At 65.5% G+C, this 24946-nt stretch carries 18 protein-coding genes and 1 tRNA gene; 6 read left to right on the plus strand and 13 right to left on the minus strand.

Annotated elements, in window-relative coordinates; genetic code table 11:
- Together VM054_07740 and VM054_07745 are read left to right on the plus strand one after the other, a co-directional pair.
- Positions 1 to 283: hypothetical protein (locus VM054_07740; GenBank protein ID HUT98951.1), on the plus strand; the 283-nt coding region annotated here is incomplete at its 5' end.
- Positions 284 to 528: 245 nt separating this feature from the next.
- Entirely contained in the window at positions 529 to 1143 is a 615-nt protein-coding gene (locus VM054_07745) for a hypothetical protein (GenBank protein HUT98952.1), read from the plus strand.
- Positions 1144 to 1222: 79 nt separating this feature from the next.
- On the opposite strand, the gene VM054_07750 is transcribed toward VM054_07745, so the two are convergent.
- The gene (locus VM054_07750) at positions 1223 to 4759 is read right to left on the minus strand and encodes a protein kinase (protein ID HUT98953.1); all 3537 of its coding nucleotides are present in this window, start codon (positions 4757 to 4759) and stop codon (positions 1223 to 1225) included.
- A 345-nt stretch (positions 4760 to 5104) separates the two neighbouring features.
- Between VM054_07750 and VM054_07755 the strand changes: the two genes are divergently transcribed.
- Both VM054_07755 and VM054_07760 read left to right on the plus strand, forming a co-directional pair.
- Positions 5105 to 7018 carry a sulfatase gene (locus VM054_07755; GenBank protein ID HUT98954.1) on the plus strand — a complete coding sequence of 638 codons (1914 nt, stop codon included), beginning with the start codon at positions 5105 to 5107 and terminating at the stop codon, positions 7016 to 7018.
- Positions 7019 to 7026: 8 nt separating this feature from the next.
- Positions 7027 to 8937, plus strand: coding sequence for a sulfatase-like hydrolase/transferase (locus VM054_07760; GenBank protein ID HUT98955.1), 1911 nt, complete (start codon positions 7027 to 7029; stop codon positions 8935 to 8937).
- Positions 8938 to 8942: 5 nt separating this feature from the next.
- Here VM054_07760 and VM054_07765 read toward each other — a convergent pair whose 3' ends face one another.
- Positions 8943 to 9845 (minus strand): polysaccharide deacetylase family protein, encoded by a 903-nt coding sequence (locus VM054_07765; protein HUT98956.1) that lies wholly within the window; start codon positions 9843 to 9845, stop codon positions 8943 to 8945.
- A 134-nt stretch (positions 9846 to 9979) separates the two neighbouring features.
- Between VM054_07765 and VM054_07770 the strand changes: the two genes are divergently transcribed.
- Together VM054_07770 and VM054_07775 are read left to right on the plus strand one after the other, a co-directional pair.
- Positions 9980 to 11164, plus strand: a complete 1185-nt coding sequence (locus VM054_07770; protein ID HUT98957.1) for a glycosyltransferase — start codon at positions 9980 to 9982, stop codon at positions 11162 to 11164.
- A gap of 266 nt (positions 11165 to 11430) precedes the next feature.
- Positions 11431 to 11507 (plus strand) — tRNA-Met (locus tag VM054_07775).
- A gap of 48 nt (positions 11508 to 11555) precedes the next feature.
- On the opposite strand, the gene VM054_07780 is transcribed toward VM054_07775, so the two are convergent.
- From VM054_07780 to VM054_07830, 11 genes are all read right to left on the minus strand, one after another.
- Positions 11556 to 12566: an Ig-like domain-containing protein gene (locus VM054_07780; protein ID HUT98958.1), complete on the minus strand. Its 1011-nt coding sequence runs from the start codon at positions 12564 to 12566 to the stop codon at positions 11556 to 11558.
- 103 nt (positions 12567 to 12669) lie between these two features.
- A complete protein-coding gene (locus tag VM054_07785; GenBank protein ID HUT98959.1) occupies positions 12670 to 13299 on the minus strand; it encodes a hypothetical protein in 630 nt (209 codons plus the stop codon).
- Between the two features lie 200 nt (positions 13300 to 13499).
- Positions 13500 to 14912: an Ig-like domain-containing protein gene (locus VM054_07790; protein ID HUT98960.1), complete on the minus strand. Its 1413-nt coding sequence runs from the start codon at positions 14910 to 14912 to the stop codon at positions 13500 to 13502.
- 142 nt (positions 14913 to 15054) lie between these two features.
- Entirely contained in the window at positions 15055 to 16071 is a 1017-nt protein-coding gene (locus VM054_07795; GenBank protein HUT98961.1) for an Ig-like domain-containing protein, read from the minus strand.
- A gap of 144 nt (positions 16072 to 16215) precedes the next feature.
- Positions 16216 to 17238 (minus strand): Ig-like domain-containing protein, encoded by a 1023-nt coding sequence (locus VM054_07800; GenBank protein HUT98962.1) that lies wholly within the window; start codon positions 17236 to 17238, stop codon positions 16216 to 16218.
- Positions 17239 to 17741: 503 nt separating this feature from the next.
- Positions 17742 to 17942, minus strand: a complete 201-nt coding sequence (locus VM054_07805) for a hypothetical protein (protein HUT98963.1) — start codon at positions 17940 to 17942, stop codon at positions 17742 to 17744.
- 305 nt (positions 17943 to 18247) lie between these two features.
- Positions 18248 to 18865 carry a hypothetical protein gene (locus VM054_07810; protein HUT98964.1) on the minus strand — a complete coding sequence of 206 codons (618 nt, stop codon included), beginning with the start codon at positions 18863 to 18865 and terminating at the stop codon, positions 18248 to 18250.
- 111 nt (positions 18866 to 18976) lie between these two features.
- Positions 18977 to 21499 carry a DUF2723 domain-containing protein gene (locus tag VM054_07815; GenBank protein ID HUT98965.1) on the minus strand — a complete coding sequence of 841 codons (2523 nt, stop codon included), beginning with the start codon at positions 21497 to 21499 and terminating at the stop codon, positions 18977 to 18979.
- Between the two features lie 2 nt (positions 21500 to 21501).
- On the minus strand, positions 21502 to 22392 hold the full coding sequence (locus tag VM054_07820; protein HUT98966.1) for an isoaspartyl peptidase/L-asparaginase: 891 nt from the start codon (positions 22390 to 22392) through the stop codon (positions 21502 to 21504).
- A gap of 6 nt (positions 22393 to 22398) precedes the next feature.
- The gene (locus VM054_07825) at positions 22399 to 23172 is read right to left on the minus strand and encodes a C4-type zinc ribbon domain-containing protein (GenBank protein HUT98967.1); all 774 of its coding nucleotides are present in this window, start codon (positions 23170 to 23172) and stop codon (positions 22399 to 22401) included.
- Between the two features lie 94 nt (positions 23173 to 23266).
- Positions 23267 to 24910: a Wzz/FepE/Etk N-terminal domain-containing protein gene (locus tag VM054_07830; protein ID HUT98968.1), complete on the minus strand. Its 1644-nt coding sequence runs from the start codon at positions 24908 to 24910 to the stop codon at positions 23267 to 23269.
- Positions 24911 to 24946: the final 36 nt, after the last annotated feature.

Genomic DNA, 24946 nt, shown 5'->3' on the forward strand with positions numbered 1-24946 from the left:
TGAGACCCTGATGTTCACCGCGGGCGGCGTTTTCCAGTGGGTTGATTGCGATCCCTACATCTATGTGACCACCGGCGTCTTCTACATCGCCTTCCAGCAGGTCGGGAACTACCCGCAGGCCGACTCGGTAGGCGTGGACGCGGTGGCCGGGACGCACGACTGGACCGGCTACCAGGGCTCCTGGGCCCCCTCGACCGCCTTCGGCGACTTCATGATCCGCTGCTACTGGGGTGAGGATTCCGTCACCGAGACCACCTGGGGCGCCGTCAAGGCGTTGTATTAGTGAAAGCGGCGGGGATGGGTATCTGCGACCGAAGGTAATCCCCGCCCTACATTTTGAAGAAGGCCGGGGTAAGGGCTGCCATAAACTCCCTCTCCCTTCTGGGGAGAGGGTAGGGGTGAGGGGCGGGCGGGTCAAGAGACCCGCCCCTACGTCATCGCAATAACTGCCGGTCCGCCCTTGGCGTGACCTATAATGTGTGCTATCTTTAAATGTGGTATTGAAATCAGTAGTAAAAGGAGGAGAACGTGAAAAAACTGATGTTGCTCATTCTCGTCGCCGCCGCCTTCGCCGCCAACAGCCTGGTTACCTCCGGCATCCCGTTAAACACTCATCCTCAGCCGTCGCCCGAGTATGACTTCTACTGGGATGACGGGATCATGTCCAGCGGTTGGATCTGGTTCACCGGCGGCAACTACTGGGGCGTGCAGTTCGACGAGGTCAAGACCGGCGGCTATCCCGTTTTAGTAGCCACTTATGGCGCAGCCACCTACCCGGACTGGCCGGATTCGACCTTCCAGGGATGCTATATGCACACCTTCTCGGACCTGGGCGGCTACCCCGGCACCGACCTGGGGTATAATTTCCTGCAGTTCACCGAGGGCGGCGTATTCCAGTGGGTTGATTGCGATCCCTACATCTATGTGACCACCGGCGTCTTCTACATCGCCTTCCAGCAGATCGGGAACTACCAGCAGGCCGACTCGATAGGCGTGGACGCCGTGGCCGGGACGCACGACTGGACCGGCTACCAGGGCTCCTGGGCCCCGACGACCGCTTTCGGCGACTTCATGCTCCGTTGCTACTGTGATGAGGATGCCGTCACCGAGACCACCTGGGGCGCCGTCAAGGCCCTGTACTAGCAAATCGAGACACCGACGGGAAAGGGCCCTCCGGGGCCCTTTTCGCACGGCGAAACCTCCTCCGCCCGCGGTTCGACCCTCAGGGCTTCTCCGCCCGCAGGCCGGCCGGTTCGTGGCGGGCGAGGAAGCCGTTCCGCGCGCCCCGCGGGAGACGGTGCACCATCCAGCGCAGCAGCCGCCGGGCCTCCTTGAGCAACAGGGAACGGGAACCGGCGTCGCCCTGACGCTCGGCCAGCCGCGCGGCCAGGTGCAAACTACGGCGCAGCTGATCCACGAAACCGCCCCGGCCGCTGGCCCTCACGGCGCCCCGGAGGAGCTGCACCGCGTAATCCGTCTCGTTCTGGTTGAAGTAGAACTCGACCAGGGCGAGACGCCCCTCGAGCTGGCCCAGGTCCGTCGGCGTACCCTCGTCCACCGGTTCCAGAAGCTCCTCGGCTGGACCCAGGTTGCCCGCCTCCATCTCCACCCGGGCCAGGTAGCCCCTGGCCGTGTCCCATTCGGGCAGCGCCACGGGCAGCGGCGAATCGCCCAGGGCCTTCAACAGCTCGGACCGCGCCGTGCCGAAATCCCCCCGCTCCCAGGCGAGACGCCCCCCGAGCAGGGCGCCGAGGTGCTCCGGGGCGCCCTCCAAACGGTCGAGCATCTCCTCCACCCCGCCCCAATCCCCCAGTTCGAGCCGGGCCATTCCCCGAGTAAAGAAGGCCGACCAGCGCAGGCGGACCGACTCGGAACCCTCGGCGAGCTCTACGGCCCTACCCGCGTAGTGGGCGGCGCGACCCAGATCCCCCCGGTAGCGGTAGGCGGTGGCGAGACCGGTATAGAGCTCGACCTGCAACGGAGGGAGCGGCCGGTGCTCGATCTCGTCCCGACCCAGTTTCAGCGCCGCTATGGCCCGGCGGGGTCGGAGGTTCACCAGATACCCCACCGCCAGGGGCACGACGCTCTGGACGGTACCGAGGGCGTCGGCGCGCTGGAGCGCCAGCCAGCAGGAGTTGCGCAGCAGCACCAGCCCGCGCCGGTTGCGGCCGAGGGAGAGCTGGGTCAGCCCCCGTCCCCGCCCCGCGCTCCACAGACCGGGGAAGTCCCCCGCTCCCAGGGCCTGACGGTAGAGAGCTCGGTAGGCGTGTTCCGCCTCGGCCAGCCTCCCGGCGAGGAAGAGGGTCCTCGCGTGGACCTCGCGGACGAACCAGCTCTCGGGGTACTCGAGGCTCCCCGCGCGTTTCACGAGCGCCCCGCCGAGCTCCAGGGCCTCACCGAACCGCCCCAGCTCGAGGAGGACCTTCACCCGCTCGGCGCCGGTCCCCAGGGTGAACAGGGGGTCGTCGGTACAGCTTAGCGCCGCGTCGTAGTAACCCAGAGCCTGCTCGTACCGCCCCTGGTGCGCCGTGGCCCGGCCCAGTTCGAGGTACGCCTCGCCCCGTTCCCGCCCGCGGCTCCCCTCGAGGGCGTGGAAGGCCGCGGCCGCCGCCCGACCGGTCTCCCCCAGACGGCGGTGCACCTTCGACGTCAACAGCTCCACCCGCACCAGGTCCGCTCCCCTGGCGACGGTGCGTAGACGGGTCAACGCCCCCCGGGCCTCGGTGAAGCCGCCCAGCTCCACCAGGCGGTTGACGTAATCCAGGCCCCCCCGCACCGCCTTCCCCCGGTCGCTGCCGTAGAGACGGTGGTAGCCGTGGGGGGCGTACATCCGGTTCCCGGACTCCAGGAAATCGGCGAGGCGGTCGTGCAGCAGGGTGGCGCGGTTGCGGTTATCGCTCAACGTCCGGGCCAGGGAGGTGGTCACGAGGGCGGGACGGTTCCCCGACCGCATCTGCAGCAGACCCTTCGAACCCAGCTCGCGGAGCGAACCGGCCAGTTGCCCCGGATCGTCCACCAGGGCCCCCAGCTCCTCGAGGGTCGGCTTCCACGCGGCCAGGGCCAGTATCTCCGCGGTGGTCCGCGCCGCCGGGCTCAAGCTCTGCAGGCGCCGGAGGATTAGCCCCTTTATCTCCCGGGGCACACCGGCCGCCGCGGCTCCGAGGAGGTCCACCTCCCAGGACCCGTGCCACCGACGGAGCTCTCCCGAGTCTATGAGCTGGCGGAGGGTTTCGGCGATAAAAAGGGGATTGCCGCCGGCCGTCCGGTGGACGAAATCCGCCAGCCCGCGCGGCGGCGTCTCGCCGAGCATGGACTCGATGAGCTCCGCGACCCGCGCCTCGTCCAGAGGGGCGAGGTGGTACACCCTGCCCGGCGGATTTTCCTCCTCGGTGGAGACGATGACCGGAATCCGTTGGCAGAGCTGCCCGAGCCTCCTCGCCGTCTCCAGGGCGCCCTCGGTGTCGCCGTCGAAGACCACGGCCCGGCCGAGGTGATCCAACAGGCCGGCGGTCGTCCGCAGTAGCCGCTCGACCTCGCCGTCGGGACCCAGGGCGGGGGCGGACTCCACCCCCCACAGCCCGGCCAGGGGCGGCCAGGACCGCGCCAGCACCGATCCGGCCTCCCGGCGGAGGTCCGGCCCCACGGCGGTGGAGTGGGCGATACGGCGGATGAGCTCGCCCAGGGGGTCGCTCGAGGCACCCAACTCGACGAACCAGAGGTCGGCGCCGGCCAGTTGACAACGGTAGCGCAGTTCGCGCAGGAGCCTGCTCTTGCCGGACCCGGCCTCCCCCTGGATGACGACGAGCCCGCCCAGCGGCTCGGTCACCTCGCGGAGCACCTCCTCGAACAGGGCGTCGTGACCGACGATCCGGGGCGCCAGGAGGAAGCTCTCGGCGGTGGAGGGCGTCTGGTACTCGAAGGACCGCCCGGCCCAGGCGTTGATGGCCCGGATGACCGTGTTCGCGTCCCTGAAGCGCTTATCCGGCCTCTTCGCCAGCAGGCGGAGTATCAGGTGCTCCAGCGGCTCCGGCAGGGTGGGGTTCAGCTCGCTGGGCGGCGGCGGGGGAAGGGTCAGGTGGCGGCGGATGACCTCCCGGCCGTCGGCGGCGTCGAAGGGGTAGGCGCCGGTGGCCGCGAAGTAGAGGCTCACTCCGAGGGCGTAGAGGTCCACGCGGTGGTCGTAGGCGGCTCCCGAGAGGATTTCCGGCGCCAGGCAGTTGACCGTCCCCGGCGCCGTGCGGCGGAGCTCCGGCTCGTCGCCCTCCTCGCGGTCCGCCAGGCCGAAATCGGTGAGCACCACACCCTCCGCCCCCTCGACTCCCCGGCGCAGCATGATGTTCTCGGGCTTCAGGTCGTGGTGGATGTACCCCCGGGTGTGGATGTAGTCCAGCGCGCGCAGGACGCCGACGGCTATCTCGTAGATGCGGGCCGGGTCGAGCCTGCCGCCCGTTTCGAACAGATCGGTCCCCTCGACGAGTTCCATGGTGAAGAACGCCCGGCCGTCTTCGTCCACCCCGAACTCGTACACCCGGCAGAGGTTGGGGTGGCGCAGGTGGGCCAGGGCGGCGAACTCACCGCGCAGGCTCGACCGCAGGCGGGGCTTCTCGGCGACCTTGTCGGCGCGCAGGAGCTTGAGTGCCCGAGGCTGGCGGTTCTCCACGAGATCCAAAACCGCAAAGACGCGGCCCATACCCCCCCGGCCGAGCTCGCGCTGGACCTGGTACCGTCGGGCGATGACCCAGGGTGACGGGTCGGTCATGGGTCGGGGGGTGTAGGGGCGGGACTAAGTTAGCAGAGAACTTTACCTTATTCAAGTAATTACGCGGCGCTGAACCGCCCTCAAGACCGGTCCGGGAACGGCGCGGCTGGTAGCGGTGGAGGGACGTCGGCCTTGCCGGTCACGGGTCGTTCTGCTATCATTTTTTAACAAGCTGCGATGCGCATCCGGCCCCGTCCGCACGGCCGGAGAGGGGATAATACCCGTCCCGTCACTGCCGGCCGGCGCGCGGGAGCGGGTATCCCGGCGCGAAGCCCGCGGCCTGCCGGAGATTGAGACGCCGACCCGCGCGGGAGCGGGAATTTCCGGTAAAACAACCACACCACGATGCCCACGCCCGCCCCGAAGCCTGTTTTTTTCCGGGAGACCCTGCGGCTGGCGCTCCTCGGCGCCCTGGCCGCCTACGTCCACGTAGCATTCTTCTACGTCGCGAACTGGGTTTCCACCGGCTCCACCCCCGGGTGGGAGCCCATCGTGGGCGGCTTCTGGGGCGTCCTGCGCAACCTGTCGGCCGCGCTCTTCTTCCACCCCGCCCTGGGATTCGTCGCGGGCCTGGTCGTCGGCGCCCTGTGCACGCTCGCCGCCGGGCTCCTCCGCCTGGACTCCGACCGCCGGAGGACGGCGGGCGTCGTCGCCGTGGCGGTCACCGCCTTCGCCGTACTGGGGCTCCCCTGGCCCCCGTCGGAGATATTCACCCGCAACCTCTTGGCCGTGGGTTACGCGGTGAAGCTCCTCCTGGGCGTCGGCTTCGTCTGGGCCGCCCTCCGGGCGGAGAGAGTCGTCGGCGCCGTCGCCCGTATCGCCGGATTCGCGCTCTCCGGCTCCGCCCTCCTGTGGGTCCTCTTCGCCCTCGTCTTCCAGGGCCTCTTTACCTCGAACGAGACGAAAACCGCCGTCCCGCCCGGCCCCAACGTGGTGCTCATCCTGTCCGACGCCCTGCGGGCCGACGTCACCTCGCTCTACGGCGGGAAGGTGCCGACGCCGAACCTGGAGCGGCTGGCCGCGCGCGGGGTGACCTTCGAGCGGTGCTTCTCGACTTCGTGCTGGACCATCCCCGCCGTGACAGCCATGTTCACCGGCCTGGCCCCCGAGGTGACCGGCATGGACTCCTTCATTTCCCGCCTGCCCCGGCTCCCGTACCTGCCGGAACGGCTGGCGGACGCCGGTTACCGCACCTGGGCCATGATGGGTAACCCGCTCCTCTCTCCCAAGGCCGGCTTCGACCGAGGGTTCGACCGGTACCTCTCCTACGACGAGAACTTCTACGGCCAGGGCTTCCTCGGTGATTCCGGGGACTCCATATACAACGAGGTCGCCCTCGCTGTGAACCGGTTGCTGACGGACCTCGACCCCGAGGGCACCGTCGCCCTGGGGCCCCGCGACGCCCTCGAGATGCTCCGCTCCCTCGACCCCGCCGGCGGCGCGTTCCTCTACGTCCACCTCTTCGACCCCCACGCCCCCTACCGCCCGCCGGAGCGTTTACTCCCGGAAACGGGCTACGAGGGGCGATACGAAGAGGAGAGCCTGGACTTCCGCGACCACGCCGATGAGCTGACCGGGGAGGACCTGGCCCAGCTCAAGCGGCTCTACGAGGGCGAGGTGCGGCTGGTGGACGAGTTCCTCGGGCGGGCGCTGGACATCGCCGACGACCGGGGGCTGTGGGAGAACACCGCGTTCATTTTCCTTTCCGACCACGGGGAGGAGTTCATGGAGCACGGCGGGCTGACGCACTCAGGGGTAAACCTCCAGCACGAGCTGACCCACGTGCCGCTGGTCGTGTACTGGCCCGGCAGGCTCGATGGCGGGGGAAGGGTCACCGGGACGGTCTCGCTCTGCGACCTTTTCCCCACCGTCTTAGATGGTCTGGGCCTGGAAGGCGAGATGGAACCGGGCGACGGCCGGAGCCTCTTCGAGCCCGTCCCGCGGGACCGCGCGGTTTTCGCCCAGCGCTGCCTGGACGAATGCGGCCGGTCCTTCGATTCCGACTTCGTGGTTCGCGGGGGGGTCGCGCTCTTCGTCAACCGGACGTCGGGCGTCCGCGAGCTGTACCTGGACTACCCCGACCACACCGGGAACGCGCTGATCGGGCACCGGGAGCTGGCGGAGCGGATGGAGCTTCTGTTGGACGAGTGGCACTCCGAGAATGACGCGCTCTCCGAGCGCCTCGGCGCGGTGAGGGCCGGGGGGACCGTGGACCCCGCCCAATTGGAGAAGCTGCGCTCCCTGGGCTATCTACAGTAGAGGTTGCCGTGGAAAAAAGGATACGGTTCGACAAGGTTTTGCACGGAAGTTGGCGCATGGCGCTTCTGGGTGCGTTGGGCGGTTACATCTTCCTGGTCTACTTCTACGTTTCCGACTGGGTCGCCACCGGTACACTCCAGGGCTGGAATCCTATCGTCAACGGCTTCTGGGGCGTTCTGCGGAACCTTTCCGCCGCGCTCTTCTTCTACCCGGCGGTCGGCCTCGCCGTCAACCTCGTCCTCGGCGCTCTGATGACGCTCGTTACCGGCCTCATCGGCCTCGACGAGAAAAATCGGCGTCGAGTCGGCGTGATCGCGGTGGGCGTCGTCGCCTTCGCCGTTCTGGGCCTGCCCGTATTTTGGGAACGGGACCACCTTCAGTGTATTTTCACCGTCGGTTACGTCGTCAATCTGGCGATGGGAGCCGGCTTCGTTTATTTCGCACTGCGACTGCCCGAGCTCGTAGAGGGTATTTCCCGGTGGGCCGGTTGGGTCCTGGCCACCTCGGCAGTCCTCTGGTTCGCCTTCTGCTTTATCTTTCCTTCCACCTTCTTCCCGGCGGATCGCGATAACCGCACACCGCCCGGCCCCAATGTGGTCGTCTTCCTCTCCGACGCCCTCCGGGCCGACGTCAGTTCGCTCTACGGAGGCGCCGTACCGATGCCCAACCTGGAGCGGCTCGCCGCCCGCGGGGTCACCTTCGACCGCTGCTTCGCCCCCTCGAGCTGGACCATCCCCGGTGTCGTCGCGCTCTTCACCGGCCTGGCGCCCGAGGTGAGCGGGATGGATTCCGTCGGAGCATTCCCCCCGAGTCTGCCCTACCTGCCCGAGCAGCTCTCCCGCCGCGGCTACCGCACGTGGTGCATGATGGCCAACCCCCTGTTGACGCCGGAACTGGGCATCAGCAGGGGTTTCGACCACTACGGCCTCCAAACTTTGTACTTTTACGGGCAGGGCTTCCTGGAGCACGGTCGGTCCCTCTACGATTCGGCCGCCTTCGGATTGAATCGTATTCTGTGTGCGCTCGACTATGAGCGCCTGACCAACCTGGGTTTCGAGGCCTCCCTGGACTTGCTCCGCTCGCTCGATTCGCGGGGCGGAGACTTCGTCTACCTCCACCTATACGACCCCCATGCGCCCTACCGCCCCCCGAAGCGTTTCCTGCCGAAGGATGGTTACGAGGGTCCGTACGCTGAGAACAGCGGGGACTTCCTCGATCACAGGGACGAGCTGACCGAAGAGGACGTGGCGCGGCTCAAGCAACTGTACGAGGCCGAGGTGCGGATGGTGGACGAGGTCCTGGGCCGGGCGTTGGATGTCCTCGACGACCGGGGCTCGTGGGAAAACACGGTCTTCATCTTCCTGGCCGACCACGGGGAGGAGTTCGCCGAACACGGCATGATCGAGCACTTCAACGTCAACCTGCAACACGAACTTACCCACGTACCCCTGGTCATTTACTGGCCCGGCAGGTTCGAGGGCGGGGGACACTTCACCCGACCGGTGGGGCTGGCCGACGTCTACGCTACTCTCGCCAACGGCTTAGGGGTCGCGTACGACGAGACGACGATCAACGGCCGATCGCTCATCACCTCTTCTTTCGAGGAACGGCCCGTCTTCGCCCAGCGATGTATGAACGAGGAGGACGAACACGTCCGCTCCGACTTCGTCGTCCGCGATGAAGCCGCGCTCTTCGTGAACTATGATGACGACATTGAGGAGCTCTACCTGGACTACTACTCAAACCGGGAGAATGTGGCCGATGATAACCCGGATCTGGTGGCCGAACTCAAGGCGCTCATCAGCGGATGGCATGAGCGCAACGCGGAATTGATCGAACACTACGGGACGGGGGGCGACGTGGGGCCGGTGGATCCGGAACACTTGGAGCAGTTGCGGGCGGTGGGGTACATCCAATGAGGGGCTCACTCCGGGAGGCTGCCCGGGATGCCGTCGGAGACGTAGAGGCCTTCGTGGTTCGCCAGCCAGCGCGGGGTGTGGCCGTTGCCGCCCTCGCGCGTGTGCATCTCGATGCGGGGCATTGAGAGGCGCTGCTGCAGGAAGGTCGGGTCGGCGGGGCTGGGCGCCGGGTTGTCCCAAGTCACGAAGGCGAGGTCCATCCGATAGTCCACCCCGTCGAAGCTGCCGGCCTCGACGGCCTCGAAGCTCCCGGGTTCCCTGGGCGTCCGGCCGTAGGGGTAGGCGAAGAAGCGGACACGCCCCTCGAGCTCGGGGCACAGGTCGTAGAGCGCCGCCTGGCAGAGGCCGATCTGCCGCCGCACCTGGTAAGAATCACAGTGGCGCAGGTTCACGTGGTCCGAGGTGTGGTTGCCGACCTCGTAACCGTTCTCCACGAGCCACAGGAGCTTCTCCCCCGCCGTGGCCGCGTCGCCGAAGGGGACGACCCACACGCCGGCGTTGAGGAAGAATAGCGCGGTGTGCCCGAAGTCGGGGTGCTCCCGGGCGAAACCCTCGATGACGCCCACGGCGCAGTCGGGGTCTATCGAGCCGTCCGGGAGGAGGCGGAAGTTATCGGGAAAACCGTCGTCGAAGGTGAGGATGAGCGGCTTGCGACCGGCGGGGACCAGGAACGCGTCCTCGTAGTAATCCGAGAGCGAGATAAGGACGAAGCCCGCCTCGTAGAGCTGGAGGAGCTGGTTAAAAAAAACCGCCGGCGGCACGTTGTAGATCGTGTCCAGCGCGGCGGAGACGTGGTGGTACATGAGGATGGGGACACCCCCGGACTCGTCGGGCTCGCAGGTAAGCGGGGCCTCCGCGGCCGGCGCGGCGGCGACGAGAATCAAAAGAGCGAGGAGCGCGAGGGGCATCGTCCGCCGGGGCTCTGGGGCGCCCCAAGTATAGCTTCCCGGGACGGTCCGGGACAAACCCCCAAAGCTTTACCTCGGGACCCCGGTCCGCTATAATCCCACTCCCGACGTTTCTCCGAACGGGGATTAAAGCGATGCCGGCGGCGATAATCATCTTCTGGGTAGCCTTCGGGGTGATGGCTTTTATCTACTTCGCCTACCCCCTCCTCCTGGCTTTCCTCGCGAAAATCATCCGCCGCCTCCCCAAGGGCGACCCGGATTACCGGCCCACCTTCACCGTCTTCATCCCCTGCCACAACGAGGCGGGCAACATCCGGGCGAAGATCGAAAACATCCTCGCCCTGGATTACCCGGCGGACAAGCTCGAGGTTCTCATCGCCGACGACGGTTCCGGCGACGGCACCGCGGAAGTCGCCCTCGCCTGCCTGGAGGAGAAGGGCATAGTCGAGCCGAGGCCGGGATACCCGTGCTTCAGAATCGAGATTTTTCCCGAGAACCGGGGCAAGACCTACGTGATGAACGCGCTCTCGCCGACCTGCCGGGGCGAGATAATCGTTTACTCCGACGCCAACGTGCGCTTAGAGCGCGACTCGCTGAAGGGTTTTGCGGAGCTCTTCGCCGACCCCGAGGTGGGGTGCGTGGGCGGCGACCTGGTCCAGCGGCCGCCCGAGGGCGAGGAAACCGGCATCGCCTTCGGCAACAGCTTCCTGCGGCGCTTCGAGGACCGGGTCAAGGTGTGGGAGGGGCAGATCAAGACCTGCCTCTTCGTCCAGGGTGGACACATGGCACTGCGGCGTGAGCTTTACCGGCCGTCGCCGCCCGAGGTCTCGCCGGACATGCTCCTCACCGTGGCCGCCTGGGCCCAGGGCAGGCGCACCCTGGAAAACCCGAGGGTCAAGGGCTGGGAGTACACCCAGACCCGGCTGGAGAACGAGTTCAAGCGCGACGTGCGGTTGACCGTGCTGCGGATGAGCGTCTTCCGGTACATCCCTCGCGTCCTGCCGCGCCGGGGGCATTTCTTCTACCACCTGCACGTCTTTTTACGGAAAAAGCTGCGCGAGGCGACACCCTTCGCGGTGCTGGCCATGCTGGGGGCGGGGATCGCAGCGGCCTTCGCCGGGGGGTTCTACCTCTGGCTGGCCCTGGCCCAGGCGCTTTTCTACCTCCTGGTCCTGGTGGGGTGGATCGGCCGCAACCGGCTGCCGGGGATAATCTGTGCGCCTTTTTTCGCGGTGAACCTCTTCGCGGCGCAGCTCGTCGGGGTGCTGAGGTATTGGACGGGCCGGCGGGCGGTCACCTGGAAGCCGCGCGGCGACTAGGGTTGCCTTGGGGGCGGATTTGGCGGTATAATGCCGCCTGCTGCGGGGCGGTGTCGAGCTTCAAGCTCAATCAATAACGTGGGTTAGTGTAAAGGGTATTGCTCGCGGGAACGGACGAACGAAGTCTAGAAACCTCTCCCCGCGGTACTGTGTCAAGCTTCAAGCTTAAATATACTTCAATCAGTTTACCGGGGTTCGCTCGCGGGAACAGGTAAAAGGAGTCCAGCAACCTCTATCCGCGGAATTGTGTCAAGCTTCAAGCTTGGGGCGGAGTAGCTCAGCCGGTTAGAGCACACGGCTCATATCCGTGGAGTCAAGGGTTCGAGTCCCTTCTCCGCCACCAAACCGAAAGCATCCCCGGAAGGGATGCTTTTTCGACGCGTTCCGCGGGTCAGTACAGCGCCTTGATTTCGCCCCAGGTGCAGTTCTCCACTCCCGGATTGTCCTCGGTTCCGAAGCTCCAAACGATGTCGTGGCGGGTTTCGTTGCCAAACGCGTCGGCCAGGCCGGCGGCCACGGTGCAGGTGATGACGTCGGCGTAGGGCAGGTCCACATCGGGCATGAAGGTGCAGACAACGTCGAGGGGGTCCGTGTCGTCAATGTACAGGTCCCCCGATATCACGCCGGTCGGCGAGGGGCCGTCGGTACTGAAGGCCAGGGCGAAGCCGTGGACTTTCTTCGAGGTGTCCTCGACGGTGAACTCGATGGTCGCCACGTCCACCCCGGAGATGTCGTCCACCACGTGGAATGTGATTATCATGCCCACGGGCACGCCCTCGGCGCCGTCCTCGGGGTCCATGTCGGTCACCTCGGGCGGACGGAAGTCCTCGCCGGGGTCGTCCTCCCAGTAGCAACGGAGCATGAAGTCGCCGAAGAGTGTGGTTCTGCCCCAGGAGCCCTGGTAACCCGTCCAGTCATGCGTACCGGATACCGCGTCCACGCCCATCGAATCACAATTTGGATAGTCGCCGAACTGCTCGAAGGCGACGTAGAAGGTGCTGGTGGACAGGGGGACGGCGGTGTCGAGCCACTCCATGTAGCCCGGCTCATCGAATCCCATATAAGTCCGGTCGAGGTCCACGCCGGGATACCCCCCGTCGTCGTCGAAGACATGCATGTAGCAGCCCTGGTAGGTGCCGTCGGGCCAGTTCGGGTATGTCACGGCCCCGTAGGCGGTGACCAGGGCGTCGGCGACACCGCCGGTCTTCTGGTCGTCGAACTGGACGGCCCACATGTCGCCGCCGGTCCACCAGCACCACCCGCTGGTCAGGATGCCGTCGTCCCAGTAGAACTCGTATTCCGTCGGCGGGCCGGGGTGGGCGTTACAGGCGGGTCCGGTGGTGGTTAAGGCGTTGAAGGCCAGGCATGGCGCTACGACGAACAACAAAAGCAGTCGTTTCATGTGCCCCCACTTTCCCAACACGACTTATAAAATACTACATTTTCTCTCCGGGTGCAAGAAGAGGGACGACCGCGGCCGCTCCTCATCCAGTTTGAAAAATCTTCTAGTACAACGCCTTAACCCGCCCCCAGGTGATCTCCTCGACGGCGGGCAGCCCGTCCTCCCAGTAGCAGCGGAGCATGAAGTCACCGAACATGGTGGTGGGGGCCCAGGAGTCCTGGTAGCCGGTCCAGTTGTGCGTACCGGCCGCGCCGTCCACGTAGATTGAATCGCAGTTCGAGTAGCTACCTATCTGCTCGAAGGCGATGTAGAAGGTGCCGGTGGTCACGTTGAGGGGATCGGTCTCCGGGGGTGTCCACTCGAATCCGCTGATCTCGAGCGGGCAGTAGGTGCGGTCCAGCTCGCCGCCCGGATAGCCGCCCAGGTCCCCGAAGGTGTGCATGTAGCAGCCCTGGCCCGACCCATCCGGCCAGCCCGACGAATAGGAGTAAACACCGTAGAGGTTGATCACGCCGGGCTCGCCGCCGGTTTTGACATCGTCGAACTGCACGGCCCAGTAGTTGCCGCCGCCGGTGTACCAGCACCAGCCGCTGCTCATAATGCCGTCGTCCCAGTAGAACTCGTACTCCGTGGGGGGCTGGGGATGGGCGTTCGGGGGGGCGCTGACGGTCTGCACGGCGTTGGCGGCCAGGGTCGCCGCGGCGAGAAACAGTATCCAGAAAAGCTTTTTCATCACCACTCCTCGTCAATCAGTAGTTCGAAGGATACTAGCCTAAGGATATCCTCATTTATAGTATAACGTCCCGGCGTTCAATTTTCCAAGCAATAAAAAAGGCGGCCGCTCGGCCGCCCGTTTTTTTATCCAACGAGAATCGGTACAGCGCCTTCACACACCCCAGTTCGTCAAAACCGCCCCCGCCCCGCCCGCGGGTGCTAGTAGAGCGCCTTGATCTCGCCCCAGGTGCTGTTTTTCACCCCGACGTCCTCGGTCGAGAAATCCCAGACGATGTCATTGTGGGTTTCGTTGCCCAGCGCGTCGGCCAGGCCGGCGGCCACGGTGCAGGTGATGGTGTCGGTATAGGGCAGGTCGTCGTCGGGAGTGAATTTGCAGACGACGTCGAGGGGGTCTATGTCGTCAACGTGCAGGACCCCCGATATCACGCCGGTCGGGGAAAGGCCGCCGACGCTGAAGGTCGGGGCGAAACTGTGGATGTTCCTCGATGTGTCCTCCACGGTGAACTCGATGGTCGCGACGTCCACCCCGGAAAAGTCGTCCCACACGTGAAAGACGATCGTCGTCTCCACGGGCACGTCCTCGGCGCCGTCGGCGGGGTTCATGCCGGTCACCTCGGGCGGGCTGAAGTCCTCGACGGGTTCGCCCTCGGTCGTGAAATCCCAGACTACGTCATGGTCTGTTTCGTTGCCAAGTATGTCGGCCAGACCGGCGGCCACGGTGCAGGTGATGACGTCGGCGTAGGGCAGGTCCGAGTCGGGGGTGAAGGTGCAGGCGACGTCGAGGGGGTCCGTATCGTCAATGTACAGGACCCCCGATATTAAGCCGGTCGGGGAGAGGCCTCCGACGCTGAAGGCCAGGGCGAAACTGTGGATGTTCCTCGATGTGTCCTCCACGGTGAACTCGATGGTCGCCACGTCCACCCCGGAGATGTCGTCCACCACGTGAAAGGTGATCGTCGTTTCCGCGGGCACGTCCCCGGCGCCGTCGGCGGGATTCATGCCGGTCACCTCTGGCGGGAGGTAGTCCTCGACGGTGTCGTCCTCCCAGTAGCAGCGGAGCATGAAGTCGCCGAAGAGGTCCATCGGGGACCAGTCTCCCAGGTAGCCGGTCCAGTTGTGCGTGCCGGCCTCGGCGTCCACGCCCACCGAGTCGCAATACGGGTAATCGCCGAACTGCTCGAAGGCGATGTAGAAGATACTGGTGGACAGGGCGACGGCGGCGTCAATCCACTCGAAGGAGCCTGGATCGGTGAACCCGAGATAGGCGTGGTCGAGGTCCGCGCCGGGATAGCCGCTCACGTCATCGAAGACGTGCATGTAGCAGCCCTGGTAGGTGCTGTCGGGCCAATCGGGGTAAGTCGCGGCTCCGTACGCGGTGACCGTGCCGTCGGCGACCCCGCCGGTCTTCTCGTCGTCGAACTGAACGGCCCAGTAGTTGCCGCCGGTGTACCAGCACCAAAAATAGCTTAAGGTGCCGTCGTCCCAGTAGAACTCGTACTCCGCCGGCGGATCGGGGTGGGAGTTGACGGGCGGCCCGGTGGCGGACACGGCCAGCCACGAAGCCGCGACTCCCGTGACTAACACGAAGATGAAAAGAAACATCTTTCGCATGACATCCTCCCCCGTGTCTGAAATCGAAAGTTTTATGAAAATGCACGTTATTTATAGCATAAAAAAAGAAGTCGGGCAAGGTGTGCCATCCAGGACGTAGTTAGGGGCGGTTTGGCAACCGCCCCCGTCCCGCCAGCGGGTGCTAGTAGAGCGCCTTGATCTCGCCCCAGGTGCTGTTTTTCACTCCGACGTCCTCGGTCGAGAAATCCCAGACGACGTCCTGGCTGGTTTCGTTGCCCCGTTCGTCGGCCAGGCCGGCGGCCACGGTGCAGGTGATGGTGTCGGTATAGGGCAGGTCGTCGTCGGGGGTGAAGGTGCAGACGACGTCGAGGGGGTCCGTGTCGTCAATGTACATGACCCCCGATATCACGCCGGCCGGGGAGAGACCGCCGGCGCTCAAGGCCACTGCGAAGCTGTGGATGTTCAACGAGGTGTCCTCCACGGTGAGCTCGATGGTCGCCACGTCCACCCCGGAGATGTCGTCCACCACGTGGAAGACGATCGTCGTCTCCACGGACACGCCAACCTCGCCGTCATCGGGGTCCATGCCGGTCACCTCGGGCGGCTGGAAGTCCTCGATGGGTTCGCCATCCCAGTAGCAGCGGAGCATGAAGTCACCGAAAGACGTGCTGTTACCCCAGGAGCCCTGGTAACCGGTCCAGTTGTGCGAGCCGCTGGACGCGTCAACGCCCATCGAGTCGCAGTTCGGGTAACCGCCGACCTGTTCGAAGGCGATGTAGAAGGTGCTGGTGGTCAGGGCGACGCCGGCGTCAAGCCACTCGAAGGAGCCTGGATTGGTGAACCCGAGGTAGGTGCGGTCGAGGTCCGCGCCGGGATACCCCCCGTCGTCGCCGAGCACGTGCATGTAGCAGCCCTGGTAGGTGCTGTCGGGCCAGCCGGGGTAGGTCGCGGCCCCGTAGGTGTTGACCACACCGTCGGTGATCCCGCCGGTCTTCTCGTCGTCGAAATCCACCGCCCAGTAGTTCCCGGCGGTCATCCAAACCCAGCCGCTGCTCAAAGTGCCGTCGTCCCAGTAGAACTCGTACTCCGCCGGCGGACCTGGGTGGGCGTTAAAGGCCGGTCCGGTGGTGGACAGCGTCAGGGGATACGCCGCGGCACCCATGACCAGCACGACGATGGCAATGAACACCTTTCGCATGAGATCCTCCTCCTGTAGTTGAAAGGACAAATTTATTCCCTTCCGACATACTTTTATAGCACATAAAATGGACACTGGCAAGATGTTTTGTCCAAGGCGCAGCCGGGAAGGCGGTTTGGCGACCGCCCCCGATCTCCACGCGCCCTAGTACAGCGCCTTCACCCGCCCCCAGGTGGTGTCTTCCACCGACTGGTAATCCTTGGTAGTAAAGGTCCAGACGAAATCCTCACCCATCCTATTACCACAACAATCAGCCAGTGTACCATCCACGGTGCAAGTAATAGTTTCACCTTCAGGCAGGTCGTCGTCAGGGAAAAAGATACAAACCACGTCGTTGAGGTCGTCATCGTCTATGTATAGAGTTCCCGATATCACACGGATCGGGGAGAGGCCACCGATGTTGAAGGCCAGGGCGAAGCTGTGGACGTTCTTCGAGGCGTCCTCCACGGTGAACTCGATGGTCGCCACGTCCACCCCGGAGATGTCGTCCACCACGTGGAAGACGATCGTCGTGTCCACGGGCACGTCCTCGGCGCCGTCGGCGGGATCCATGCCGGTCACATATGGTGAGCTGTCATCTTCTGGTATCTCATCGTTCCAGTAGCAACGGATCATGAAATCACTGAAGGCGGTTGACGGGGCCCAGGAGCCCTGGTAGCCGGTCCAGTTGTGCGTCCCGGCCACGGCGTCCACACCAATGGCGTCTGTATACGGGTAATTCCCAAACTGCCGGAAGGCGATGTAGAAGACACCACCATCCACAAAGACCGGGCTGCCGGGATAAACCCACTCGAAGACTCCACCCTGGGTGAACCCCAGGTATTCGTTGTCGAGGCTGCTCCCCGGATAGCCGCCCACGTCCTCAAAGGTGTGCATGTAGCAACCCTGATACGTCGAGTCCGGCCAGTCTGGATAGGCCACAGCGCCATATTTAGTGACGTAGCCATCAGCGCCGCCGGTCTTCGCCTGGTCGAATTTAACGGCCCAGTAGTTCCCGGCGGTGAACCAGACCCAGCAGCTACTCACGATGCCGTCGTCCCAGTAGAACTCGTACTCCGTCGGCGGGCCTGGGTGGGCGTTAAAGGCCGGTCCGGTAGTGGACAGCGCCGGGGGATATGCCGAGGCGCCCATGACCAGCACGACGATGGCAATGAACACCTTTCGCATGACATCCTCCTCCTGTAGTTGATATTACAAGTTTATTCCTTTCCGACACAGTTTCATAGCACATAAAATGGACACCGGCAAGATGTTCCGTCCAAGATGCAGCCGGGGGGGCGGTTTGCGACCGCTCCCCGTTCTCGCCAAGACTCAGTACAGAGCCTTCCCCCGACCGCAAATAATGTCCTCGACGTTCGGATTTTCATCGTCGGAGCAGCAGCGCAGCAGGAAGTCCCCGAAGAGGGTCGTCGGGGACAGGAGCCCCGGCAGCCGGTCCAGTTGTGCGTCCCGGCCACGGAGTCCACGACCATCGCGTCGGTCGAAGGGTAGTTGCCTATCTGCTGGGAGATGTAGAAAACACCTGGTACCGACTGCGGTGGGATTACATCCACACACTGGTACACGCCGCCCTGGGTGAACTGGAGAAGACCCCACCACGGGTCATCACCGGGATAGCCGCCGAGGTCATCGAAGGTGTGCATGTCAACGCCCTGGGAGGAACCGTCGGGTCAACCGGTGTAGGTGCATGCACCGTAGAGAGTGACCACGCCGGGTCTCCCGTCGTTCTTAACATCGTCGAACTGCACGGCCCGGTAGTCGCCGCCGGTGAACCGGACCCAACCGCTGGACATGATGCCGTCGTCTCGGTAGAACTCGAACTCCTCCGGCGGCTGGGAATGGGCGTTGAGGCAGATGCCGGTGGTCGCCACGGTGTTGGCGGTCAGGGCCGCCGTGGCGAGAAAAAATGAGCCAAAACGCCTTTCTCATTGTTCCCCCTTGGTGTGTGACAAGAATCTTGAACAGGGTAAAAGAACACCCTCACCTATAATATTTAACACGTTCTGACTCCCGTTTCAGAATAAAAAAGGCCTTGCTCCGATTCCGAGCCAACCGGTGAATCGTCCACCGCCTGGAGCGGTATGACCCGCCTCCCCGACTCTCCGCTCACCGTACCCGGCCCGCTATCCATAAAAAAAGGGCGGCTCCGAGAGCCGCCCGTAGGTACCGGATGTGTCTAGTACAGGGCCTTGACGGCGCCCCAGGTGGTCTCATTGACGGCAACCTCATCCCAGTAGCAACGGAGCATGAAGTCGCCGAAGGCGGTCGAAGGGGCCCAGGAGCCCTGGTAGCCGGTCCAGTCGTGCGTCCCGGCCACGGCGTCCACGCCTATCGAGTCGGCCTGCGGGTAGTTCCCGACCTGCTGGAAGGCGATGTAGAAGACGGCGTCGGTCACATCAATGACGGGATCGGAATCTATCCACTGGAAAACGCCGCCCGCGGTGAACATCAAGTTCTCAAACCCCAGGTCTGTGCCCGGGTAGCCGCCCAGGTCCGAGAAGGTGTGGAGGTTGGTGCCCTGGAAGGGGGTGTCCGGCCAACCAGGATAGGTCACGGCACCGTAAGTGTTTACCGTACCGGTAGATCCGCCGGTCTTGACCTCGTCGAACTGCACGCCCCAGTAGTTGCCGCCGGTGAACCAGATCCAACCGCTGGACATAATCCCGTCATCCCAGTAGAACTCATACTCGGCCGGGGGCTGAGGATGAGTGTTGAACGGGATGCCGGAGGTAACCAGGCTGTTGGCGGCGAAGGCCGCAACGGCAACAAGCAGCAATAGCACGAGCTTCTTCATACATTTCCTCCGGATGTTGTTGGTTCGCAAAATCGTTAGCCCCGTCGGAGAAGCCGACAGGTAACACAAGGAAAATCTAGCACCCCGTCTGGTGAATGTCAAGAACTATTCTTATTGAATGTCAGTCTCATTAAAATACGCCAGACGCGCCTCGGCGAACGCCTTCTGATCACCGGGGGTCCGAGGTCCGGCCAGGCGGAGGAACTCCCGGTACAGAATCGCCGCGTCCGCCGCCCCCATCGGCGAGAGCTCGACGAGCCTGGCGAAGTGAAAGTAAACCTCCGGCTCGTCGGGCATGAGGACCAGGCAGCGATGGTACAGCTCCTCGGCCTCGTCGTAGCGACCGGCCTCGTGGGTGCAGACGGCCTGGTTTAAAAGCGCCTGAGTCATGGAGGGATCGGCGCGGAACGCGTCGGCGAAGCGGGCCGCCGCGAGGTCCAGCTCGCCCCTCGCCTGGTGGAGGAGCCCCAGATCGTATCCGACCACCGCCGCCCCCGGGGCGATGCGCCGCGCCTCGTTCAGCGGCGTTTCGGCCTCGTCGAGACGACCCTCGCTCAAGAGAATGGCGGCCAGGCCGGTCAGCGCCTCGAGGTGGGCGGGATCGAGCTCCAGAGCCCGGCGGTAGGCGGTCTCCGCCTCGCCCATCCGCTCCTGCCGCACGAGGTTCGCGGCCAGGTTGGAGTGGACCCCGGCCTCATCGGGCATCCGCTCCACGAGCCACCGCCAGGCGCGCTCCGCCTCGCCCAGGTATCCCTTCGATTCGTAGAAGAGGGCCAGGTTCTCCCCGGCCGCGAGGGCCGACGGACCGGAGAGCTCCCGCGCCCGCTTCAGGAAATCCACGGCCCGCTCGTCGTCGCCCAGCTCCGCCGCCAGGGCACCGGCGTTGGCCAGGAGCGCCGCGTCGTCGGCGGAGAGCGAAACCGCCGCCTCATAGTGACCGAGGGCCAGACGGTCCAACCCCAGCGCGTCGAGGGTTTCGGCCAGCCTGGCCCGCGGTTGCCAGTTCTTTCCGGCGACGAGGTCGGCTAGGGCCAGTTGACCCGCGGCGCACCCCGGGAAACCGGCGCCCAGCGCGTGGGACAGCCGCGAGAGCGGGTACTGGAGGGCCAGGTTCCGCGAGGCAACGTCGGGGTAAACCCCGGGACGCCGTTCCAGATACTCGAGGGCGCTCACCGTCGCCCCCTCGACGACGGATGGGTAACGGTACCCCAGGCCGGTCGGCTGTAGCCCTCTGTCCGGCAGCCCCTCGGGCACGAGCCCGGTTACCGGGCGGTGCGCCCGGAGTGCGGGGATGAGAAAATCGTCCCCGTACTCCGCCTGCGTCCGACGGAGGAAGCGGAAGAGTGGCTCCACGTCTGGGCGGAGGTCGGCGGTTTCGTGCAGGGCCAGGGCGCCGAAGAGGTCGTCGGTGCGGGCCAGGAGCTGGGAACCGGGGGGGGCGACGCGGAGGACATCGGCGGCGAACCGCTCCGCCAGCCTGTCTCCCGCGCGCGCGTGCCCCGCGTGGTAGGCAAACAGAACCCCGGCCACGGCGACGGGCAAGAGCGGCATGGACCGGCCCAGCCAGCGGTCCTTGAACCGCCTCTGGGCCCGGGCGAGACCGAGCCCGGCCAGAAGGGCCAGGGCCGCCGCGGGTCCCAGAAGGTAGGCGTCAACGTCCGGTTTGGCGTACCCGGCGGTGAGAAAGAGGCCCACCGCAACCCAGGAGATTAGGGCCGCGGCCCAGCGCGGGCGCTCCACGAAACAGAAGACCAGCCCGAGGAGGATGGGGACCAGAATCAGCCAGCCCCGCTCCATCACCAACAGCAGGGCCAGGCGGCCGAGGCGCGCCAGATAACCGGTCGCCGTGCCGCTGAAGAGGGCCGTCCCGTAATCGCCGCCCCGCAGGTGCGCAAGGAGCGCCCCCAGTGTCCGCGGATCCCCCCAGTTCACCGCGGAGGTAGACGCCGCCCGGAGCGGCAGGTAGAGATAGGCCGAGAGCCCGAGGAGAAAGGCGGCGGCCGCCAGGGCCCCCGAACGTGGCTCCAGGTCCCGCCACGGTACGAGGACCAGGAGGGCGGGCAGGAGGAACAGGGCCGACAGGTGATGGGCCAGCGACAGGCCGTAGGCCAGCGCCAGGAGCGGGAAGAAGCGGGAGTCAGGCTTCGAATCCCCCTTTACCGTTCCGGCGGACCCCGCCGCCCCGCGCAGCTCGAGGGCCAGGTTCAGACAGACGAGCTGGAGAGCGAGGGAGAGGGCGTACACCTCGGCGGAGAGCGCCTCGAGCCAGGCCTGCTGGCCGAAAATCACCAGCACGCCGACGAAGACCGCGGCGACCGCGGACCCGGTCAGGCGGAGGCCCAGGCGCACGGCCAGCCCCGCGGCCAGAGCCATGGCCAACGCCGAGAAAAGGTTGAGCCCCCACGCCCCGCCCAGGGCGAGGAAAAGGAGGCCCGTCTGGAGGTACAGGGGGTAGCCGGTGGGGTGGGCCACGCCGAGGCTCGCCACGGCGGTCTGCAGCTCTCCGGCGTCTCCGGCGACCAGCCCGGGGGCCAGAGTGACGAGGTAGAGAACCAGCGCGACCGACGCCGCGAGCCACGGGAGCAGCCGTTCGATGCCGCGTGCGCTTTGTCTCGGAACCGCGTCGGTCGTCACGGCTATTCCGCCGTCCGCTCGCCCCGGGGTCCGACCGAGGCCCAGGCCATGCGGGGCGTGTTGAAGAGGGCCGCGGTCCCGCCGTCCGGGGCGAGGACGATCAGGCCGCCTCGACCGCGCTCGAATCGGCTCAGCCTGTCCAGGGCGGAACGGGCGGCCTCCTCGGGCGCCAGACCCCGTCCGAGGTCGTCCACCGCCCCCTTGGCCAGGACCAGGCGCATTATCTGCTCCCCCCAACCGGTGCAGCAGCAGGCGCCGTACCGGTTGTCGGCGTAAAGACCGCAGCCGGGCAGGGCCGAATCACCGATTCTCCCCGGGTGTTTGAAAGAGACGCCGCCCGTCGAATTGCCCACCGCCAGGTCGCCCCTCGAGTCCAGGACGACGGCCCCCGCCGTGTCCTTCGGCTTCTCGAACTTCTCGGCGAGGTCGAATCCCTCGGACCGGTACCGGTTCCAATTGATCCGCTCACGGTCCAGGATGAGGGCCTCGGGTTCGCACTCCGGGAAGCCCAGCTCCCGGGCGAAGAGCTCGGCCCCCTCGCCGGCCAGAAGGCAGTGCTTCCCGTTCTCCAGCACGGCCCTGGCGATGCGGATGGGGTTGGCGAACCGGCGGACGCCCACCACCCCGCCGAAGCGGAGAGTGGACCCGTCCATGATTCCCGAATCCAGCTCGGGGTAGCCGTCCCGTCCCAGGACCGATCCCACCCCGGCGTCGAAAGTCGGATCGTCCTCCAGCACGCACACCGCCGCCACCACGGCGTCCAGGGCGCAGGCGCCGCGGCTCAGCTCGGCGTACCCGGTCCGGGCGGCCCGCAGGCAGCCCTCGCGGTGGGCCGGCCACTGGTCCGGAGGGATGCTCCAGGCGCCCCCGTTAACGACGATGACCGGTTCCACGTCGGTTTATCCTCGTCCGTCGTCGGGCGTGAACCCGAGGTTGCGGGCCATGGTCCGGGCCACCGAGGCCTGCTCCTCGGTGAAAAGGACGGCGGAGCAGGACTCGCAGCTCTTCAGGCTGCCAGAGCGTATCTCGCTCTGCGTCTGAGTCGGCACCTCCATGTGGCAGGAGGCGCAGATGGCGCCGTCCACCAGGGCACAGACGTGCGGTTGGGCGGAGAGCTTGTCGAAAATGCGCCGACCGACGGGGTTCAGGCGCTCGACCAGGGCCGTCCTCTCCTTCCCGAGCTTGGCCAAACGTTTCCTGAGGTTCTCCCCCTCGACGGCTACGGCCGCCAGGGCGCTTTGCGCCTCGGACACCGTTCGCTCACTCTCGGCGCGGGCCTCCCGCACCCGGGGGAACAGCTCCTCGATACCCTCCATCAGCTCCAGAATGCGGTCCTCCACCTCTGACTGCCGCCCCTTCTCCAGTTCGATCTCCTCCAGGAGGGTCTTGTACTCCCGGTTGTCCTTGGCCGTAAGGAGCTGCTGCTGATGTCGCGTCCGTCTCTCCTTGACGCCGTCCGCGTCCATCTCCAGGTGCTTCTGCTCCATCTGTTTCGTCTTGAGCTCCCCCTCGAGGTCTTTCAGGCCCTTCTCCGACTCCTCGAGCCGCCGCCGGAGCGACGATTCCTCCTCCGGCAGCTCCCGGAGACGCCGGGTCGTCCGCAGGAGTTGCCTCTGGTAGAGCTCGAGCGCCCAAAGCTGTGCCCGGGTCAGGTCCTCTTCCACCTTGTCCATCGGTTATCCCCAGTCGAACGAGAAGGGCTCGGAGGTCTCCACGGGGGGCGTGGCGGGTGTTAAAAACGGCCGCCCCGCGGGCGACCATTACGCGCTAATCATCCTCACCGCGACCACGGCGTCCCTTCTTTCTGCGCCGAGGCGCCCGTTCGGACGCCTCCGCCTTCAGACGGTCCACGAACTCGGTGCGCCGCAGATAGTGGCGGCCGAGGACGAGGCCGATGCCGATCAAACCGCCGATGAAACCGACGATGAGCGTGTAGATGACCTTCCGCGGCCGCGCAGGCCTCGAGTCGTAGCTCGCCGCGGAGACGATACGCGGGACGTCGCGGTTGGCCAGGGTGCGCTGCTCCTCGAGACGGGCCTGCTCGAACTGGGCCAAGAGGTACTTGTAGAGCTCGCCGTACCCCGCTATCTCCAGCTTGAGCTGCGCGTACTCGACGAACTTCGGGGGTTGATTGCGCAAAAAGTCCTTGATGTTGTCAATCTCCCGTTGGAGTGAAAGCTCCGTGGTGCGCAGCTCGTCGAGCTGTTTGTTCATGTTGCGCAGCCTCTTGTCCCGCAGCTCCTCCTCCGCCGTGCGCAGGGACGCCTCGGCTTCCTTGACCAGGGGGTGCTCCTCGGTGTAGTGGGTCTGAAGCTGGGCAAGGTGTAACCGCAGATTGTCCACCTGGGTCTCGAGGGCGGAGGTGGCGACGTCGTAGGTCGCCGTGGTTCCGGGAAAGCCCATGGCCGCCGCGGCCGCGGCCTCCGCCGAGATCGTAGTGCCCGAAGTCTGGGCGCTTTCCATCAGCCTTTCGGCCACCTGGCGCTGGACCTTGACCATGAGGCGCTGCTGCTCGAGGACCGATATCTCTCCGATGAGGGTGGACACCTCGACATCGGGTGCATAGACCATCTGCTCCACACTGTAGGCGGCCAGGCTGCGGGCGTCGTTCTCGAGCTTGGCCCGCACCTCGTTCACCTGGTTCTCCAGGAAGGAGCGGAGCTGGCCCGAGGTGCCCGAGTAGTAGGTCTCGGTGCGCTCGATGTACTTGTTGACGATGGCGGTGATGATGTTCTGCGCCATCACCGGCGTGTAGCTCTCGGCGGTCACGATGATGGTGTCGCCGGTCGAGGGCGTGACGTCTATCATGTCTCTGAGCAGGGCGGCGGCCTCTTCCGGCGTGTTTATCGTCACGGTGAAGGTCTCACCCTCCTCGGGGGTGTGGCAGACCATGACGAAGTTCAGCCCTTCGGCCTCGAAGCGGTCGAAATTCTTGCCGGAACCGATGTAGCGGCCTTTGCCGGTGTAGACGATGTAATCACCTTCATCGGAGGTGAACTCGAAGGTGTAGTCGTTGCCGCCGGCCGTCTCGTTGGCCTTGAAATCGGAGAGGTAGGGGGTTTTGTCGTCGTTTGAGGGAACCTCGGAGTAATCGGGCAAAAGACCGTACTCGACGACCACCTCCTCCAGCACCGACCGCGAGGCCATCAGCTCGGCCTGGAGGTCCACGGTCGTGGGCACCAGCCCGCCGATACTCATCCCGCCGAAAGCGGAAAGAAGCGAGGTCATCGTCTGCGCCTTCTCGGGGAGGAGGATCGTCATCTCCGAGGAGTAGATGGGCGTGAGGAAGAGGCAGATGACCAGCGTGACGATCCCGGTAAAGAGACCGCAGAAGACGATGATCCACTTCCCTGCCCACAGGAGGGCCAGGAAACGGATGAGAAAATTGTCGCCCCTGGGCTCGTCCCCCATGGGTCTGGCTACTCCGTGAAAAAGTGTCGGTCCGGA

This window comes from bacterium (genome assembly GCA_035528375.1).
Lineage (GTDB): Bacteria > RBG-13-66-14 > RBG-13-66-14 > RBG-13-66-14 > RBG-13-66-14 > RBG-13-66-14.

Excerpts from the sequence above, each read along its gene's own strand:
- VM054_07750 (HUT98953.1), bottom strand. The coding sequence starts at position 4,759 with ATGACCGACCCGTCACCCTGGGTCATCGCCCGACGGTACCAGGTCCAG.
- VM054_07755 (HUT98954.1), top strand. The coding sequence starts at position 5,105 with ATGCCCACGCCCGCCCCGAAGCCTGTTTTTTTCCGGGAGACCCTGCGG.
- VM054_07765 (HUT98956.1), bottom strand. The coding sequence starts at position 9,845 with ATGCCCCTCGCGCTCCTCGCTCTTTTGATTCTCGTCGCCGCCGCGCCG.
- VM054_07770 (HUT98957.1), top strand. The coding sequence starts at position 9,980 with ATGCCGGCGGCGATAATCATCTTCTGGGTAGCCTTCGGGGTGATGGCT.
- VM054_07780 (HUT98958.1), bottom strand. The coding sequence starts at position 12,566 with ATGAAACGACTGCTTTTGTTGTTCGTCGTAGCGCCATGCCTGGCCTTC.
- VM054_07785 (HUT98959.1), bottom strand. The coding sequence starts at position 13,299 with ATGAAAAAGCTTTTCTGGATACTGTTTCTCGCCGCGGCGACCCTGGCC.
- VM054_07790 (HUT98960.1), bottom strand. The coding sequence starts at position 14,912 with ATGCGAAAGATGTTTCTTTTCATCTTCGTGTTAGTCACGGGAGTCGCG.
- VM054_07795 (HUT98961.1), bottom strand. The coding sequence starts at position 16,071 with ATGCGAAAGGTGTTCATTGCCATCGTCGTGCTGGTCATGGGTGCCGCG.
- VM054_07800 (HUT98962.1), bottom strand. The coding sequence starts at position 17,238 with ATGCGAAAGGTGTTCATTGCCATCGTCGTGCTGGTCATGGGCGCCTCG.
- VM054_07810 (HUT98964.1), bottom strand. The coding sequence starts at position 18,865 with ATGAAGAAGCTCGTGCTATTGCTGCTTGTTGCCGTTGCGGCCTTCGCC.
- VM054_07825 (HUT98967.1), bottom strand. The coding sequence starts at position 23,172 with ATGGACAAGGTGGAAGAGGACCTGACCCGGGCACAGCTTTGGGCGCTC.
- VM054_07830 (HUT98968.1), bottom strand. The coding sequence starts at position 24,910 with ATGGGGGACGAGCCCAGGGGCGACAATTTTCTCATCCGTTTCCTGGCC.